This window comes from Salegentibacter salegens, assembly GCF_900142975.1.
Lineage (GTDB): Bacteria > Bacteroidota > Bacteroidia > Flavobacteriales > Flavobacteriaceae > Salegentibacter > Salegentibacter salegens.
Genome location: NZ_LT670848.1, coordinates 1,122,723 through 1,140,434 on the forward strand (window position 1 = coordinate 1,122,723; position 17,712 = coordinate 1,140,434).

The following is a 17,712-nucleotide window of genomic DNA, read 5'->3' on the forward strand; positions in this document are numbered from 1 at the left end:
GTGGTAATTACTTCTAATATTCCCTTTTCTTGTTTAATTCTTCCATTTCCTTAATCGCTTCAGAAGGAATAACCTTGAGGAAAGAAGAGTGCTGCTCAATGGCATATTCGAGTTTATTTACAATATCTTCTATAGACTCATTTTCATAATCTATTTCAAGCGGTTCCTTAACCTGCATAGTTTGTAAAATACCGCGCTTCTTGATCCTAATCCCTTTTTTATCAAAAGAGCGTCTAAATCCGTCTATCACAATAGGAATCACAATAGGTTTATATTGCTTTATAATATGCGCCGTTCCTTTTCTAATGGGTTTAAAAGGTTTGGTAGTTCCCTGGGGGAAAGTTATTACCCAGCCGTCTTCCAGGGCCATTCCAATATTCTTTGTATCGTCTGGATTTACTTTTCGTTCAACTTCTTCGCCTTTTGCACGCCAGGTCCTTTCTACGCTAACGGCTCCCGCGTAAGCCATAATTCTATAAATCAATCCGGCATTCATCGTTTCTTTGGCCGCTACATAATATATATTAAGTTTTGGCTGCCAGATATAACCTACGTTTTTAATGGAATCTACCCTTCCGCTTAAGCTTGCGTTAAAAACGTGAAACATGGCGGTAACATCGGCAAAATAGGTTTGATGATTGGAAACAAAAAGTACATTATTATCGGGAAGGTTTTTAATGATATCTGAGCCTTCAATACTAAGTTCATTATAGCCGCGATAACGGCGGTGGCTAAGTAATCCGAAGATACGGATAAGCCACTTTTTCAGAAATAAAAAATGTCCAAATGGATTTCTTTTAAATAATCCCATAGTTTAAATTTCAGTTCTTACTTCCCTGTATACTTGCAGTTCGATTAGATTAGGAAACCAGCCCACGGAACCTAATCGAAAAATATAATTTAATTTTGAAACAAGCCGGGCACTATTTAAATCTCGATTCTCGAGTAAAAATTAAGCCGGGCAAATATAGTAATTCTTAGTTTTTAAAAGCTTTTTCTAAAAATTTCCCGAATCTCACTCAGCATCATTCCCGTAGCTCCCCAAACAATTTGTTCGTTTAATCTAAATGCAGGAACAATCATATTACTTGAGTAACTTGTGCTCAACTCCTGTTTTACAAAATTAGAATGATCTAAAAAATGATCTAAATCTACCTCTAAAATGCGCTCTACTTCGCTTTCCTGCGGAACCAAATTCGGAGTTTTTTCCAGCAAACCTAAATAAGGTTGCACCCAGAAATTACTTGGCGGGATATACAAGCGGGTAAGCGCTCTTATTACTTCAATATTATTCCTGGGAATTCCTACTTCCTCTTCAGTTTCGCGTAAAGCGGTTTGTTGCAGGTTCTCGTCTTCAGGCTCTACGCGGCCACCCGGAAATCCTATTTGATTAGAATGAACGCCTTTATAAGTTTTTCTTAGAATTAAAACCAGGTGGGTTTTCCCAAAATTATCGGGATAAAATACAGCCATAACCCCTGCTTTATTAGGCTTAAGACTGTCAATATCAAGATTTCTCATCTCCTCAATGCGGTTGCCTGGCACTAATTTATGATGCGCCTTTTCTCCCGGAAGGACAATTTTTTTTAATTTTGGTATCCTATCTTTAAAATCCTGAAAATCCATGAAAAACCCGCTTGCTTTCGTTTATCTTTTTCTAATTCTTTTTTTTGCAAGTTGTGAAGATAAGGAATCTTCCAGTAAAAATACTTCGGAAAAGCCTTTAGATAAAGAAGAAGTTACTCAAAAAACCTCCAAATTAGATTCACTGAGAGCGAAATACAGTAAAACAGAAGAACCCTCCTACCAAAGTGATTCTATTAAAAGCAACGAAGAGTTTCCCATTGCGCAGGAAGAACTAATCCCTTTTTTAACTCAATACGGCAAGGAAAACCCTGAAACCCGGGTGAGAATCATTACCAGTTTTGGGAATATTGAAGTAGAACTTTTTAGAGATACTCCCCTGCACCGGGCCAATTTTATAATGCTGGTAAAAGAAAATTATTTTAACAGCACCTTTTTTCACCGTGTTGCTCCGGGATTTGTAATTCAGGGCGGAAATTCAGATAATACGGCCACACCCCGAAAACGTTCACAAATTGGAGATTACTTAATTCCCAATGAATTTGAGGCTGGGCATAAACATACTTATGGAGCTTTTTCTGCAGCAAAGTATAGCGAGCAAAATGTGAGTAAAGCTTCCTCTCCTTTTGAGTTTTTTATCGTAATAAAGGAAAACGGAACTCCGCATTTAAATAACGATCACACCGTTTTTGGACGAGTTACCAAAGGCATGGATGTAGCTGAAAAAATTGTCCTGGTAGAAACCGGGCAATCTGAATGGCCAATTGATAACGTAGAGATGGACGTTGAAATAATTGATTAATTAAGCTCGTTGGGTATAATAATTATAATCGGTAATCACCTGCTGTATAAATTCCATTGGGGATTCTTTGGGTTGAGTTTCCAGTAATTCTGATAGTTTTTCTGAAAGCGATAAAATAAGTCGGTGATTATGGTTTCTTCTCGCGGTTTGGTAAAGATTTTTAATATTCTGCACATCGGTATCTTTTAAAATACTCACCTGTGGATATTTTGGTTCGTAGCCTTCAGGAACATCTACAGCCAAACTTCGGTTTAAATTTGTTCTTGGTTTTTCAGAAATCACCGTAGTTTTAGCGGCAAGATCGCCCAGCCGCTGCCCTTTTCCGTTTAATAAAATGGTGACAACAGCGATAGCGCCACTACTCATAGAAATATCAATAAACCGTAACAACCACCTTATTAGATATTCGGCAAAAGCAGGCCTGCTGCCATCTAATTTCACCACTCTAATCTGTAAAGCGGCTTTTCCGGGGGTTTGGCCGTTATATAAACTCTCCCATAATAAATAATATAAGAGAGAAGGTAAACCCATAACCAGGTAATAGACCCACTGCCCTGCCGCATCTAATCCTGTACCGGCAAGTGCCAGCGAACTTATCACTATATATAACCCAATTATAAACGCATCTACGATAAAAGCAAGGATGCGATCGCCCACACTTGCAACATTCTGATTAATACTTATATTTTGAGCGGTTTCAATTTGAAAATTATCCATTTAATCTGTTTCTTTGAGTCATAATAAAAAAACCATGCGAGAGGCTGCATTTGTGAAGCAAAATAAGGATAAATGGCTTAAATTTGAAAGCCTGCTTCAAAATAAAAATATACTGCAACCAGAGCAGCTCTCTAATATTTATATTGAAATTAGTGATCATTTAAGCTATTCCAGGACGTTTTATCCTAAAAGCAACACAACCACTTATTTAAACCAGTTAGCCGCTTCAGCGCACCAAAAGATTTATAAGAATAAAAAGGAATCTCAAAACCGGTTTATCACGTTTTTTACCAGGGAATTTCCGTTGTTCTTTTATAAATTTCAGAAACAATTACTGCTTAGCTTTCTAATTTTCGCACTTTTTTCAGCAGCAGGTGCTTTTTCGGCAGCATCAGATCATACTTTTGTGCGAAGCATTTTAGGCGATGCTTATGTGAATATGACGCTGCAAAATATTGCCGAAGGCGATCCTATGGCGGTTTATAAAAAAATGTCTGAAACCGATATGTTCCTGGGAATTACCATTAATAACATTCGGGTTTCGCTTATGGCTTTTAGTATGGGAATCCTGGCGGGTATTGGCACTGTATTTATCTTAATGCAAAACGCAGTGATGTTAGGATCTTTTCAGTACTTTTTTTATGACCAGGGTTTACTCTGGGAATCTGCCAGAACTATATGGATTCACGGAACTATAGAAATTTCAGTGATAATTATTGCAGGCTGCGCAGGACTTGTAGTTGGAAAAAGTATACTTTTTCCCGGCACTTACACCCGATTAACATCCTTCGTAAATGGAGTTAAAAACGGACTTAAAATTGTGATAAGTACCATTCCGTTTTTTATCATTGCGGGATTTCTGGAAGGGTTTGTAACTCGACTAACCCAAATGCCCGACTGGCTGGCGATTTTAATTATTTTAAGCTCTTTAGCACTCATTTTATTTTACTATATCTTTTATCCCATATTTCTACATAAAAAACAACAAATTCATGAAGCAGGATTATATTGATTTTAAGCAGCAGCGAGAGCTGGGCGATATTATTAGCTATACATTTAAATTTATACGTGAAAATTATAAGGCCTATTTTACAAGCGTAATCAAAATTGCGTGGCCCGCATTTTTACTTTTAATCGCTGCCGTATCTTATTATTCTTACAGCACGGTAGGAAACTCGCTAATGTTCAGTCCGGACGGGGGATTTTTCATTGGTTTTGGTTTATTAATGATTGGCCTGCTTTTATACTTTTCGGTAATGAATGTTGCGGCATTTCATTTTATAAAGTCTTATGTAAGTAACAATGGAGAAGCCAGCCACCAGGAAGTAAAAAAGGGAGTGAAAGAAGATTTAGGAAAAATGTTTGGACTTGGCGCAATTACCTGGATCTTAATTTTTGCCGGACTTATAATATTTATTCTTCCCGGTATATATTTAAGTGTGCCTTTAAGTATTGCAGCCGCGGTGCTTGTTTTTAAAAACGAAAGTATTGGCGGCAGTATTTCTGAAGGTTTTCACCTTGTAAAAGACAATTGGTGGATGAGTTTTATAAGTCTTTTTCTAATCTGGCTTATCGTGTATATTATTAGCCTTATTTTTCAACTGCCAGTGCTAATTTATACATTTATAAAAATGTTCACTTTAATGGAAGAAAATTCGGCTTCGACGACGAATGTAGCCGATATGTTTGATTGGGTTTATCTTACCTTAACCATTATTGCCTCTGCCATACAATACCTGCTTTATGCCATTACGCCAATTGGGGTTGCCTTTGTGTATTATAATCTTAACGAAATAAAATATTTTACCGGCGCCTACGAAAGCATTGAGAATCTAGGTAAAAACGATTAATGATAAAAGTCTTACTCCTTTTCAGTTTTATTTTCTTCGGAAATTTACTTCCGCAAGAGCAAGCGATTGCTGATTCTACGGAAATGATTCAGGATTCTTCTGAAAAAACCCTGGAAAAAGTTGATTTTGATGCTGAAAAAATTGAAGCTTATAAAGCTGATAAAGCTTTTGATTATTTAGAAAAGATTGAAGAAGATTCCTGGTGGACGCGTTTAAAACGATGGATTAACCTTAAATGGAATGCCTTTTTACAATGGCTTTTTGGAGATTACCAAACCAACGCGTTTTGGAGTGCTGTGCTTTCAGCTTTACCTTACATTTTGCTAATCTTAGTCCTGGGATTAATTACCTGGCTATTTATTCGTTTAAATCCCGGGAATGCTGTTATGGCCGAACCAATTACCGGAAAAGTAAACTTTCAGCAAGAAGAAGAACTTGTTAAATCGGCTGATATTTCGTCTTTGATTCAAAAAGCCATTCAGCAGGAAAATTACCGTTTGGCGGTTAGGTATTTATATTTAAAAAGCCTGCGCTTACTGGACCAGAAAGAGCATATTTCTTATAGATTTCAAAAAACAAATGAGGATTATATCAATGAAATAAAAAATACCGAAATAAAAGAGCAGTTCACAAAAATCACCCGACTTTACGATTTTATCTGGTATGGAGATTTTGAACTTTCGCATGAACGTTTTGAAAAAGTAAACCGGGAATTCACCCAAATGGAAAACAGTTTAAAACCGGAAAATAATGGGTAAAACATCAAAACTGTTTTTCGGCTTTTTTCTGCTACTGGTTATTTTCCTAACCTACCTCGAGGCTACAGAACCGGAGCCGGTAAACTGGACACCCAGCTATATGAGTGATGATAAAATCCCACTGGGAAGTTTTGTTTTTTATGAAAGCTGGAAAAATAACAAAAACTGGGAATTTGAGGAAATTGCCATCCCACCGTTCGAGAAACTTTCTGACAGCCTGGGAAATGGCACTTATTTCTTTCTGAATAATTCTGCATTTTTTGATCAGGACGAATTACACAAATTGCTTGATTGGGTCTCTATAGGAAATGAACTTTTTATTTCTGCAAGAAGCATTAGTCCTGAGTTGTTGGATACGCTTCAGTTAGAAACCAGGGTTTTTATTCCAAAAAACGATCTTAGCTCCAAACCACAGTTGAATTTTAAAAATTCAGTTTTAAAAAGTGAAACCTATTTTAAGTTTAAAAATGAATTTTCTTCACTTTTCTTTCATCAAAAAGACAGTGCCAAAATTGAGATCCTGGGAGAAATAAATATTCAGGAAGACGATAAAAACAAACAGGCTAATTTTATAAAATCAAATTTTGGAAAAGGGCAAATTTACCTTCATACTACTCCTGAGGCCTTTGGGAATTACTTTTTACTTACCGGCCAAAATTATAAATATGCTGAAAATATCTTAGCTTACGTCAATAAAGAAAAACCGGTATTTTTGGATAATTATTATAAAGCTGGAAAAACCTTTTATTCCTCACCGCTTTATATCCTGCTCAGCAATAACCGACTTAAATGGGCGTACTATTTCTTGCTGGCCGGCTGTGTTTTGTTCATTATTTTTGAAGGAAAGAGAAAACAAAGGGCTATCCCTGTAGTAAATCCTTTAAAGAACCAAAGTTACGAATATGCAAAAACCGTGGGAGATCTTTATTTAGAAGAAAAGGAATACGGAGAATTAATCACGAAAAAAATCAGTTTATTTTTAGAATATATCAGGATTCATTATAAGATTCCAACCAAAACCATAGACGAAGAATTCCATACCTTACTCGCATCAAAATCTGGAAATAATATTACTTCCGGCAAGAAGCTTTTTGCGAAAATTGAGAAGTTTTCAAACAATACAAATGCCGGTAAAAGTGAGTTTTACGAACTTTCTGAGGCAATAAATAATTTTAAATCACATTCCAATGGAAAACCAAGAAAATAAAGAAACAGAATCCTTAGATTTTGATAGTCGCATTCCGCTAGACGATCTTAAAGAGGCCGTTTCAAGATTAAAAAACCAGCTTGCCAAAGTAATTGTTGGCCAAAACGATTTTGTGGAATTATTGATTGCCGGCCTACTTTCTAACGGTCACGTGCTAATTGAAGGTGTTCCCGGCGTTGCCAAAACCTTAACCGCAAAACTATTCGCTAAAAGCCTGGATACTAATTTTAGTAGAATTCAGTTTACACCAGATTTGATGCCGAGCGATGTACTGGGAACTTCAATTTTAAATGCTCAAAAAGGTGAATTTGAGTTTAAACCCGGACCTATTTTTTCTAATATTATTCTAATAGACGAAATTAACCGTGCACCTGCAAAAACACAGGCCGCATTGTTTGAAGTTATGGAAGAACGCCAAATTACCATAGACGGTGTTCAACATGATTTGGAAGCCCCTTTTATGGTTTTGGCCACACAAAATCCTATTGAGCAGGAAGGAACCTATGCCTTGCCTGAAGCCCAATTAGACCGGTTTTTATTTAAAATTCAGGTAGATTATCCTAAACTTGAGGAGGAAGTTGATATTTTAAAAACGCATCATAATAGAAAAGGTGTCTTGCCAGTTTCCCAAATTGAAGCCGTATTAAATCCTGAAAACCTAAACGAGTTAAAAAACCAGATCCAGGAAATAATCGTAGAAGAAAAGCTGATGCATTACATTGCCAGTATTGTAGGTAAAACGCGTAATCATTCGCACATTTACCTGGGCGCTTCTCCCCGGGCTTCTATCGCGGTAATGAACGCTTCTAAAGCGTTTGCCGCAATTAACGGAAGAGATTTTGTAATTCCTGAAGATATTAAAAAAGCTCTAAATCCTGTTTTGGCCCATAGACTTATTATTAGTCCAGATCGTGAAATGGAAGGGATTACTGCCAAAGAAGTGATAGAAATGATCTCGCAATCTGTAGAAATTCCACGTTAGTGCTCAAATTCTTTAAATCTTTATATCTAAACCAGCGTTTTTTCTATGCGATTTTTGCTATCGCATTACTTTTCCTGTTTTCTTATTTCTTTGATTTTCTATACGGATTTTGCTGGGTTTTAAGCCTCCTTCTGCTATTGTTATTTCTCGCCGATTTAGTAAGTCTTTATAAAAATAACCGGATAAATGCTGAAAGAATTCTTCCGCAGAAATTCTCTAATTCCGATGAAAATGAAGTGGAAATTATCATGGAAAATAATTACGCATTTTCAATTTATGCTAACATTATAGATGAAATTCCCGTGCAATTTCAAAAGCGGGATTTTTTAAAAGAATTAAAAATAGGTGCAAATACTTCTGAAAAATTCAGCTATTTCTTAAGGCCAGTTGCTCGTGGTGAATATTATTTCGGAAAACTAAATATATATGTTTTTACAAAAATAGGCCTGGTAAAAAGGCGGTCGGTTTTTGGTGATAAACAAATGCTTAAAGTCTATCCCTCCTTTATTCAGATGAAAAAACTGGATTTTCTAGCCATAGATAACCGCTTATCCCAACCCGGTTTAAAGAAAATACGAAAAATTGGCCATACGATGGAGTTTGAGCAAATTAAGGAATATGTTCCCGGAGATGACGTGCGAACTATAAACTGGAAAGCTACCGCCAAGCAGGGCGACCTTATGGTTAACCAATTTCAGGATGAAAAGGCCCAACCTATCTATTCTATTATAGATACCGGCCGTGTGATGAAAATGCCTTTTAATGGCTTGAGTTTATTGGATTATGCGATTAACAGCAGTTTGGCATTTTCTAATATCGCACTTAAGAAAAAAGACAAAGTGGGCCTGATTTCTTTTTCTGCTAAAATTGAAAATATCCTTAAGGCTAATTCCAAATTGAGCCAGTTGCAGCAAATTATGGAGCGTTTGTATAATATTAATACTCAGTTTCCAGATTCAGATTTTAACATGCTCTATAGCAATTTGCGACAAAGAATTACACAACGCAGTTTGCTAATGTTGTACACTAATTTTGAACATATTTCGGCTTTAAAAAGGCAACTCCCGTATTTAAAAGCAATCAATAAAAAGCACGTTTTGGTGGTGATCTTTTTTGAAAATACCGAACTGAATAACATTATAAGCAGCAATCCCGATAACACCACCGATATGGCTCACCAGGTTATCGCCGAAAATTTTGCACACGATAAAAAACTAATGGCAGCCGAATTACGACAACACGGGATTAATACTTTACTCACCAAACCTGAAGATTTAAGTATTAATACTATTAATAAATACCTGGAAATTAAGGCTCGCGGTATACTTTAGTCCCATCATTACGAACAACGCAGGAGCGCGGTAATCTTTTATTGGGGAAGTTACCTCATTTGAAGAGATTGCTTCAATCGTGGCTCCATCGCAACGACGACCTGCTCTTTTCAATAAATAATTATAAGAATTCTACAATTCAGCATTCAATATTTACAATTCGGTAATAATTATTAAATAGGTAGAATTAATCAGTTTAGTTTTGAGGATATAAACCAATAAAAACTAACTAATTATGAAAACTATTGCCATTTTATTTAGTCTATTCCTTTGCAACCTCGCTTGCGCGCAGGTAGAAGACTCTGGAAGCATTAATGTACATGTAAATAATATTTCTTCGGAAAAAGGAAAAGTTCATTTTGCCCTTTTTACGCAGGATAATTTTCTTAAAAAAGCACCAATTCAAGGGGAAATAAGTGAAATTAAAGACGGTGTCGCACAGGTTACCTTCAGCGAAGTGCCCTTTGGAACCTATGCAATAACCGCCTACCACGATAAAAACGAAAATCAAAAAATGGACTTTGATACCAATGGGATGCCTACCGAAGCTTATGGTGTTTCAAATAATGAAATGAATTTATATGGTCCTCCACTTTGGGATGATGCAAAATTCGATTTTGATGAAGAAAGCAAGGAAATAAACCTTCGGTTTTAGCTAAAAGAAGAAACGAAAATAACTTTTCATATAGATAAAATCATATTTATTTTAATTTAGAATAGAAAAAACCAATACATTTGCAGTAACAATAAGGCTTTAATTTATGACGATTACACAACTGCATTATGTGTTGGCTGTTGCCGAACATAAGAATTTCACCAAGGCTGCTCAAAAAGTTTTTGTAACTCAGCCTACATTAAGTATGCAAATTCAAAAGCTGGAAGAAGAACTGGATGTGCAAATTTTTGACAGGACCAAGAAACCTATTCAGCTTACTGAAACCGGACAAAAAATTGTGCAACAGGCCAGGAATATTGTTAATGAAAGTGACCGTATAAAAGATATTGTAGATCAGCAAAAAGGTTTTGTAGGCGGAATTTTCAAACTAGGGGTAATTCCTACGGTTATGCCTACTTTGCTGCCCATGTTCATCAATAATTTTATTAAAAAATATCCAAAAGTAAAACTCAAAATTGAAGAGTTAAATACCGAAGCTATAGTTGAGCGTTTAAGGGAAGGACATTTAGATGCTGCAATTGCCGCAACTCCCCTGGAATTGCAGGGAATTAAAGAAAATGTGCTTTATTACGAACCTTTTGTAGGCTATATCCCAAACACCCACCGACTTTATAAGAAGGAAGAGATTGAAATTAATGATCTTGATATAGATGATATGCTGCTTCTTGAAGATGGGCATTGCTTTAAAGACGGTATTCTTAACCTGTGTAAATCTTCAAGAAATTATGATGATGACCATTTTCAATTGGAAAGTGGAAGTTTTGAAACTTTAATAAAATTGGCCAACGAAGGTTTAGGAATGACGCTGCTCCCCTATTTGCATACCCTTGATATTAAAGATTCTGAAAAGAAAAATTTGAGGATGTTTAAAGAGCCGGTACCCGCACGAGAAGTGAGCCTTATCTACAACCGCAGCGAATTAAAAATGCAAATTATTGAAGCTATACAAAGCACCATTGCCGGTGTTGTAAAAGGGGCTATTGCTTTTCACAATGTGAAAATTATAAGTCCGGTGAATAAGAAAAAAGAATATCAGGAATAGTATATTTAGAAAAATTAAAATGGCTGTCGGGAGATTTTTTCACTCTCTCTAACAGCCATTTTAATTTTTAAAACCTATAAACTCTGATACTCAACAGCAGTCCAGGTTCCCTGGTGATTAGGATAATCAAAAGTACCAGCCATTGCTTCTCCTTCAAGAGTTCCGTAATACATCACATTTCCCGGGTCTGAGCTATCAAAATCGTAAGTAAGCTCATTGCCACTTAAAGACCAGGTTCCATTTGTTAGGTAAGTTCCGGGAGAAGAAGGTTCATCATAGATAGCTGTTCCATCGGGATTAAATACCACGTCACCATGCCAGGAGCTATTTTGATCATACACTACATGAAAATCCCAGGTGGTTCCTTCTAATGAATTAGTTGTGAAAGATTCTTCATTACTATACGCCGTACCTTCAGCATTGGTCGCGTATGTTCTAAAGTAATAAGTTGTGTTTGCTTCTAAATTTTCTATTTCACTGGTAAAACTTGCTGAAGATTCTGTTGTAAGATTATCATTTATCGTAGGACTAGCGTTAGTACCCCAAACGGTTCCCTGCGCTGTAACCGGATCTCCGCCATCGTCATCAACTGTTCCACTGATTTCAATGGTGGTATAGGTCTTTTCCACATCTGAAGTTGTCGTTTCCAAACTAACGCTTGGTACTGTAGCTGCCAGGGTTTGAGGACCATCATCGGTTGAACAACTTGAAAAAAATAAGCTTAAACTTATTACAGAAAGGGTTTTTAAAATAATTCTCATAATGATTGGTTTAATTGCTCCTACTTCAAAATTGAATTGGCTTTTCGGAATGTTCCCAAGGTTTATAGATTGCTTTTAAAATTTTGAATAATTTAGTTGTAGGGAAACCAAACGATAAAAGAAATTAAGCTTGATAATGAGCAATATACAAAAATTAAAAGGAAATGTTAAATTCCAGGAAAACCCCGATAAGTAAAAGGTAAGAAAACCTTTAGAATACTAAAAAACTATAACTTATATTGAAATTATTAAAGTCGTAGAATATATAAGGCTACTTTGGATAGATTGAGGAAAGTTCAATAAATAAAAAGCGGCCAAAATGCCGCTTTTTTTATGTATTTAAATAGGTTAGACATTGATTAAGTTCTGGATTTTTACGCGTTAATGCTATAATCCAGATACGAAGTTCCTCAATTTCATGAGGTAAAAGTCGTTGAAGTGCTTTTTTCACTTCCCTGCAAAACAAGATGGGATCAAAACTGACTTTATCCAGTACAGTTTTGGTGTATTCAAACATCGCTCTCGCCATAATTTGAAAGATTTAAATTAGAAGTTAGGTTTAAAAAAGTAGAAATCTTTTAATAAGCTAACGGATTTTTTTCAAGTATCTAAATATATTAAAAAAAATATAAATATCTTTCAATTTTCGGATGTTTAACACTTGTTAAAATCGGCGATCACCACTAATAACATCTCCTATTCCGCCAAGAATACTCCCTTCTCCTTTATCTTTCCCGCCACCCTGTGGGGCAGCCTGCCAAATTCGGTTAGCCAAACGGCTAAATGGTAGGGATTGTACGTAAACCGTACCCGGACCGGTAAGCGTTGCGAAGAAAAGTCCTTCCCCTCCAAAAAATGTATTTTTAATTCCGCCTACAAATTCAATATCATAATTTATATCCTGGGTAAAACCAATAATACAGCCGGTGTCTATTTTTAATTTTTCACCAGGAGATAATTCCTTTCTGGCCATGGTACCGCCGGCATGAACAAAGGCCATCCCATCGCCTTCAAGTTTTTGCATAATAAAACCTTCCCCACCAAAAAATCCGCGCCCCAGCTTTTTACTGAATTCTATTCCTACCGAAACCCCTTTCGCTGCACATAAAAAAGCATCTTTTTGGCAAATAAATTTATTTCCATATCGGGTAAGATCTATAGGAATTATTTTCCCGGGATAAGGTGAAGCAAAACTAATGCGCTTCTTCCCCTGAATTTCATTGCTGAAAATCGTCATAAATAAACTTTCCCCGGTGAGTAAACGTTTCCCGGCACCTAAAACTTTACCCAGGAAACCTTCATTTTCTTTAGAGCCATCGCCAAAAATAGTATCCATTCTAATGCCATCGTCCATCATCATAAAATTGCCGGCCTCAGCAATAACTGCTTCCCTTGGATCCAGTTCCAATTCTACATACTGCATCTCCTCTCCAAAAATCTGGTAATCTATTTCGTGTGCATTCATAATTATTTAGCTTTTATAGTCCATTCAAACTCAAATACTGCAACTTGTTCCCCAGTATCGTTTAAGCCTGTAGATTTCATCCATAAGGTTTGCCCCTCTCCGGTTGCAAGTGTTTTCTCTATGGCTTCATCTATTAAATGCCCATCGTAACAATAAAAATTGATCTTTCCGGTGGCTTTTTTGGTAAATGTCGCACGATTTTGCGCTACCAGCATAGAAATTCTTCTATTAGATTGTTTAATTTTTCCCATCATCAATGCCCCGGTGCTTAACTCGGCTGCCATTGCCTGCACGGCAAAGTACATGCTATTAAAAGGGTTTTGGTTTATCCATTTATGCTTAACACCTACCTTACATGTATTTTCTTCAATTTCACTTACCCTAACCCCGCAAAGCCAGGCGCTTGGCAGTTTCAGCATTAGAAATTTATTGAGTTTGCTTTTATTTAATGTCATTGTGAATGGTTTGTTTTTAATAAATGTATTCAAATTAATCAATAAGTCTTCAGAAATAATTTCATAAATATATGTTAAATTTTAGTACTATGCTTTGCAAAATACCTTCTTTTAACCATATATTTGTAATGTAAATTAATAGGTTATGAACTCAAAGATAGTAAAAGAAGAAAAAACACTGGCCACAATCCTGCATTTATCGGTCTTTAGTAAGTTTATTATTCCATTTGGAAATTTTATATTTCCACTAATATTATGGTTAACAAAAAGGGAAAAGCCCTTTATAGATGATCACGGCAGGAAGGCAATCAATTTTCAAATTAGTCTCTTTCTCTACACGATTTTAATATTGGCGGTGGGAATTTCAATTATTCTTTTTCAGGCTATACGCCTTGGCGCCGAAGTACCTTTTGCAATTGGCCCCGACCATTTCTATATCGATGAGATGGGCCAGGCAATTTCAATAGTAATCACTATTAGTGTATTTGCGATTTTACTTTCGCTATTGTTTTTCATAGAAATCTTTGCAGTAATAAGCGCAAGTATTAAAGCCAGCAATGGAGAAAATTACTCTTTTCCGCTAAGCATCAATTTTATTGGAAGAAATTCAGATAATCATCATAATAACCATCAACAATCAAAAAATGAACAGTTTAACAACCCTCAAAACCAAACGCTATGAAGATAGAAAACACCAAGGCTCAAATGCGTAAAGGTGTATTGGAGTATTGTATTCTTTCAGTCTTAAAAGACGAAGATGCGTATGTTGCCGAAATCCTGGACACCCTTAAAGACGCTAAATTACTGGTGGTTGAAGGCACTATTTATCCGCTCTTAACCAGGTTAAAAAATGCAGGATTGCTTAGTTATCGCTGGGAAGAATCCAGCAGCGGACCACCACGAAAGTATTACGGACTAACCGATACCGGGAAACTCTTTCTCAAGGAGCTTACCGGCACCTGGGATGAACTCCAAACCGCTGTAAATGTTGTAACCAATCAAAAAAACAAGAATCATGAATAAGACAGTAAATATAAATCTTGCCGGTATATTCTTTCACATTGACGAAGATGCATATGCCAAACTGCAGCACTATCTAGATGCCATAAAGCGTTCTTTTACCAATACGCAGGGAAAAGATGAAATTATAGCTGATATTGAAGCACGTATTGCTGAACTGTTCAATGAGAAGAAAAAAGAAGACCGCCAGGTTATCAGTATTAAAGAAGTAGAAGAAGTAATCGCCATTATGGGGCAACCCGAAGATTATATGGTAGATGAAGAGATCTTTGAAGATGAGCCAGTTTATACTAAAACCACTAAATCTCCGGGAAAACAACTGTTTAGGGATACCGAACATTCCTATGTGGGTGGTGTTTCTTCAGGACTGGGACATTATTTAGGAATAGATTTTATCTGGGTACGTCTACTTTGGATCTTATTAACCATTTTCTCAAGTGGTGCTTTTATCCTAATTTATATTGCGCTTTGGATCTTTGTTCCCGAAGCTAAAACCACAGCCGATAAACTGGCTATGCGTGGCGAGGAGGTGACTATAAGCAATATTGAAAAAAAGATTCGTGAGGGTTTTGATAATGTTACCGGAAAGGTAAAAGACGTAGATTACCAAAAGTATGGCAACCAGGCAAAAAGCGGAGCCACCTCTGCAGCCACCGCTATAGGTGATGTTATCGGTTTTATTTTAAAGGTATTTGTAAAACTAATTGGAATCCTCTTAATCTTAATAGCCGGTGCTGCATTAATCAGTCTTTTTATCGGTTTATTTACCGTTGGCACCTTCGGACTTATTGATGCTCCCTGGAGTAGTTATGTAGAAATGGCCGTTAGCGGTGCACCGCTTTGGTTGCTCTGGTTACTTAGCTTTTTACTTGTAGGCATCCCATTTTTCTTCCTATTTATCTTAGGATTAAAAATCCTGGTAGGACGTTTAAAATCTATTGGAACTCCGGCAAAACTCGTTCTCTTAGGTTTATGGCTCCTTGCACTTATAGGTGCGGCAATAATAGGTATACAACAAGCAACTCATCGCGCTTTTGATGGAGAGCAGGTAATTACTGAAACGCTTCCTATATCAGCTAACGATACCCTTTACCTGGTCATGCAGGCGAACCCTAATTATTCATCGAGTATTTACAGAAGTACAGATTTTAAAATTAAATATGATGATAATGATGAAAAGGTATTATATAGCTCTAATGTTCGCCTAATAGTAAAACCTACCAAAGATTCGCTCGCCAAAATTGAAATAGTAAAATCGGCAGAAGGTAAAGATTACAAAGAAGCTAAAGAACGTGCCCAGAATATTGTATATAATACCAGCTTTAATAGAAATGAATTGTTATTGAAAAGCTTTTTTACTTCAGCTACAAAATATAAATATCGGGATCAAAAAGTGAAAGTTACTTTGTATCTGCCCACAGGCGCCAGCCTTTTTGCAGACGATAACACCAGTTCTTTTCATAGAAATACCGACTACTGGGGAGATATTTTGATAAACGGCGATGAAGAAAAAATCTTAAAAATCACAGAAGATGCTGCTATTTGTGAAGATTGCCCGGTTGAAGAATGGGAAACCGAAAGCGAAGATGAATGGAATGAAGACGGCGATTTTAATGCCAGGATAAATTCTGGGGACGAAGAGGTGAATATTCAAATTAACAGCAGAGGGGTAACGGTAGATAAAAAGCCGGTTAACAAAGAACAGGAAAATATTGAAAATGAGGAATTATGATACAATTTATGCTACAATTACTACTTATTGTCTTCCCGTTGGGAGAGCCGGTAGTTGAAAATGAAAACCTGGTTAAAGATTATATAGAATGCCATGAAGCCTTAACCAAAAACTGCACAGTAGCTTTCAATGAGTGCTAAGCAAGTCTTAAAAGCCTCCCATGCGGAGGCTTTTTTAGTATATTTGTGTTAAACCCATATTTTCTATGAAAAAGATAATACTCTTACTAAGCATTTTTATGGCTTTTAGCTGTGGTGCAAAAAAAGTAAAAGGAAGCAGAAATGTAACTACCGAGAAAACACGTTTAACAGATTTCCACAGTGTAGATATTGCGGGTGACTTTGAAGTAACTCTCAAAAAGGGATCTACCGCGATGATGGAAGTTGAAGCCGATGATAACCTACACCGAATAATAAGAGGTGAAATTGTAGACCAGGTTTTATACCTGAAGCCTACAAAAAAAATAGGCCGTAGCAAATCCCAGGAAATAACCCTTACCTACCCTGAAAATCTTCAGAAAATTACGGTTTCAGGCAACACAGAATTGGAGGCCGATGAAGATTTATATTCTGAAGAATTAAAAATAACCACTGCAGATGATGCTGAAGTGTACCTTACTGTTACTGCCACTAAATTCGATCTTTTTAATGAAGGAAAAGCTAACGTAGAATTAAATTTAACTGCAGAAGATGTTTATTTTCAGCTCAACGAATCCAGCGATATTAAAGCTTTGGTAAATGCACCCAGGTTCAAAGTAGATATTTATGAAAAAGCCAGCGCAAGAATTGAAGGAGAAGTAGACGATTTACAATTACGTTCTGAACATTCTACCAAATTTGATGGTAGAAGATTAAGTGCTAGAACCGCAGTAGTTGTAGCTGAAGGAAAATCTAAAAATGAACTTGAAGTGCTTGAAACACTTACCCTTACGGCCAAAAACCGTAGCGAAATGGAACTTTATGGAAATCCTAAAGTTGATTTAGTAGAGTTCTCAGAAAAAGCGGTACTCGCGAAAAAGGATTAGGATTTTTAATTACATTTAATCTACTAATCAAAATACATTTTACTATGAAAATTGCATTAAAATCAATTTTATTAATTCTCGCATTAAGCCTAAGTTTTGTGTCCTGTCGGGAAGAAGAAGAAAAATCGGAAATTGAACAATTAGCCGAAGAAGAAGATGCAAAGGTGAAAGTGAAAGATGATAAGATTAAAGTAAAGACGGACGATAAAAAGATCAAAATCAAAGAAGATGACGGCGAAGTGAAGAAAAAAGTAAAGATAGATAACGACGATAATTAATTAGATTAGCGCTATCTATTCTCACTTA

Annotated in this window: 22 protein-coding genes; 15 read left to right on the forward strand and 7 right to left on the reverse strand. The window is 36.3% G+C overall.

The annotated features are described in order from the left end of the window. Positions 1–13: 13 nt before the first annotated feature. Entirely contained in the window at positions 14–811 is a 798-nt protein-coding gene (locus B5488_RS05055) for a lysophospholipid acyltransferase family protein (protein ID WP_079734269.1), read from the reverse strand. Between the two features lie 173 nt (positions 812–984). Further along, complete coding sequence (locus tag B5488_RS05060) at positions 985–1,626, reverse strand: NUDIX hydrolase (protein WP_079734270.1); 642 nt, start codon at positions 1,624–1,626, stop codon at positions 985–987. On the opposite strand from B5488_RS05060, the gene B5488_RS05065 reads away from it, so the two are divergent. Beyond that, positions 1,625–2,386 (forward strand): peptidylprolyl isomerase, encoded by a 762-nt coding sequence (locus B5488_RS05065; RefSeq protein WP_079734271.1) that lies wholly within the window; start codon positions 1,625–1,627, stop codon positions 2,384–2,386. The genes B5488_RS05060 and B5488_RS05065 overlap by 2 nt on opposite strands. Here the strand turns inward: B5488_RS05065 and B5488_RS05070 are convergent, their stop codons facing one another. Continuing rightward, positions 2,387–3,103: an RDD family protein gene (locus B5488_RS05070; RefSeq protein WP_079734272.1), complete on the reverse strand. Its 717-nt coding sequence runs from the start codon at positions 3,101–3,103 to the stop codon at positions 2,387–2,389. A gap of 34 nt (positions 3,104–3,137) precedes the next feature. Here B5488_RS05070 and B5488_RS05075 point away from each other — a divergent pair, with 34 nt between their 5' ends. The 8 genes from B5488_RS05075 to B5488_RS05110 all read left to right on the forward strand — a co-directional run bounded on the left by B5488_RS05075 (position 3,138) and on the right by B5488_RS05110 (position 10,949). Then, entirely contained in the window at positions 3,138–4,115 is a 978-nt protein-coding gene (locus tag B5488_RS05075) for a stage II sporulation protein M (protein ID WP_079736530.1), read from the forward strand. After that, complete coding sequence (locus B5488_RS05080; RefSeq protein WP_079734273.1) at positions 4,096–4,953, forward strand: hypothetical protein; 858 nt, start codon at positions 4,096–4,098, stop codon at positions 4,951–4,953. Before B5488_RS05075 ends, B5488_RS05080 begins: the two co-directional genes overlap by 20 nt. Next, positions 4,953–5,711, forward strand: a complete 759-nt coding sequence (locus tag B5488_RS05085; protein ID WP_079734274.1) for a DUF4129 domain-containing protein — start codon at positions 4,953–4,955, stop codon at positions 5,709–5,711. Before B5488_RS05080 ends, B5488_RS05085 begins: the two co-directional genes overlap by 1 nt. Continuing rightward, positions 5,704–6,918: a DUF4350 domain-containing protein gene (locus B5488_RS05090; protein ID WP_079734275.1), complete on the forward strand. Its 1,215-nt coding sequence runs from the start codon at positions 5,704–5,706 to the stop codon at positions 6,916–6,918. Before B5488_RS05085 ends, B5488_RS05090 begins: the two co-directional genes overlap by 8 nt. After that, positions 6,899–7,900: an AAA family ATPase gene (locus B5488_RS05095; RefSeq protein WP_079734276.1), complete on the forward strand. Its 1,002-nt coding sequence runs from the start codon at positions 6,899–6,901 to the stop codon at positions 7,898–7,900. Before B5488_RS05090 ends, B5488_RS05095 begins: the two co-directional genes overlap by 20 nt. Further along, on the forward strand, positions 7,900–9,231 hold the full coding sequence (locus tag B5488_RS05100) for a DUF58 domain-containing protein (RefSeq protein WP_079734277.1): 1,332 nt from the start codon (positions 7,900–7,902) through the stop codon (positions 9,229–9,231). Before B5488_RS05095 ends, B5488_RS05100 begins: the two co-directional genes overlap by 1 nt. A gap of 235 nt (positions 9,232–9,466) precedes the next feature. Continuing rightward, positions 9,467–9,886, forward strand: coding sequence for a DUF2141 domain-containing protein (locus B5488_RS05105; protein ID WP_079734278.1), 420 nt, complete (start codon positions 9,467–9,469; stop codon positions 9,884–9,886). A gap of 106 nt (positions 9,887–9,992) precedes the next feature. Further along, positions 9,993–10,949 (forward strand): LysR substrate-binding domain-containing protein, encoded by a 957-nt coding sequence (locus B5488_RS05110; RefSeq protein ID WP_079734279.1) that lies wholly within the window; start codon positions 9,993–9,995, stop codon positions 10,947–10,949. A 74-nt stretch (positions 10,950–11,023) separates the two neighbouring features. Here B5488_RS05110 and B5488_RS05115 read toward each other — a convergent pair whose 3' ends face one another. The 4 genes from B5488_RS05115 to B5488_RS05130 all read right to left on the reverse strand — a co-directional run bounded on the left by B5488_RS05115 (position 11,024) and on the right by B5488_RS05130 (position 13,630). Then, positions 11,024–11,710, reverse strand: coding sequence for a hypothetical protein (locus B5488_RS05115; protein ID WP_079734280.1), 687 nt, complete (start codon positions 11,708–11,710; stop codon positions 11,024–11,026). Between the two features lie 331 nt (positions 11,711–12,041). Then, positions 12,042–12,239: a hypothetical protein gene (locus tag B5488_RS05120; RefSeq protein WP_075327206.1), complete on the reverse strand. Its 198-nt coding sequence runs from the start codon at positions 12,237–12,239 to the stop codon at positions 12,042–12,044. Between the two features lie 135 nt (positions 12,240–12,374). Next, entirely contained in the window at positions 12,375–13,175 is an 801-nt protein-coding gene (locus B5488_RS05125; RefSeq protein ID WP_079734281.1) for a TIGR00266 family protein, read from the reverse strand. Between the two features lie 2 nt (positions 13,176–13,177). After that, positions 13,178–13,630 (reverse strand): DUF4442 domain-containing protein, encoded by a 453-nt coding sequence (locus tag B5488_RS05130; RefSeq protein ID WP_079734282.1) that lies wholly within the window; start codon positions 13,628–13,630, stop codon positions 13,178–13,180. Positions 13,631–13,775: 145 nt separating this feature from the next. Between B5488_RS05130 and B5488_RS05135 the strand changes: the two genes are divergently transcribed. The 6 genes from B5488_RS05135 (at position 13,776) to B5488_RS05155 (ending at position 17,684) form a co-directional block, all read left to right on the forward strand. Further along, positions 13,776–14,312 (forward strand): DUF4870 domain-containing protein, encoded by a 537-nt coding sequence (locus B5488_RS05135; RefSeq protein ID WP_079734283.1) that lies wholly within the window; start codon positions 13,776–13,778, stop codon positions 14,310–14,312. Beyond that, positions 14,309–14,653, forward strand: a complete 345-nt coding sequence (locus B5488_RS05140; RefSeq protein ID WP_075327210.1) for a PadR family transcriptional regulator — start codon at positions 14,309–14,311, stop codon at positions 14,651–14,653. The genes B5488_RS05135 and B5488_RS05140 overlap by 4 nt, the downstream gene beginning before the upstream one ends. Beyond that, complete coding sequence (locus B5488_RS05145; protein WP_079734284.1) at positions 14,646–16,382, forward strand: PspC domain-containing protein; 1,737 nt, start codon at positions 14,646–14,648, stop codon at positions 16,380–16,382. Before B5488_RS05140 ends, B5488_RS05145 begins: the two co-directional genes overlap by 8 nt. Next, a complete protein-coding gene (locus B5488_RS17835; protein WP_154045342.1) occupies positions 16,379–16,522 on the forward strand; it encodes a hypothetical protein in 144 nt (47 codons plus the stop codon). Before B5488_RS05145 ends, B5488_RS17835 begins: the two co-directional genes overlap by 4 nt. Positions 16,523–16,587: 65 nt before the next feature. Next, positions 16,588–17,406 carry a GIN domain-containing protein gene (locus tag B5488_RS05150; RefSeq protein WP_079734285.1) on the forward strand — a complete coding sequence of 273 codons (819 nt, stop codon included), beginning with the start codon at positions 16,588–16,590 and terminating at the stop codon, positions 17,404–17,406. Between the two features lie 44 nt (positions 17,407–17,450). Next, on the forward strand, positions 17,451–17,684 hold the full coding sequence (locus tag B5488_RS05155) for a hypothetical protein (RefSeq protein ID WP_079734286.1): 234 nt from the start codon (positions 17,451–17,453) through the stop codon (positions 17,682–17,684). The last annotated feature ends 28 nt before the right edge of the window (positions 17,685–17,712 follow it).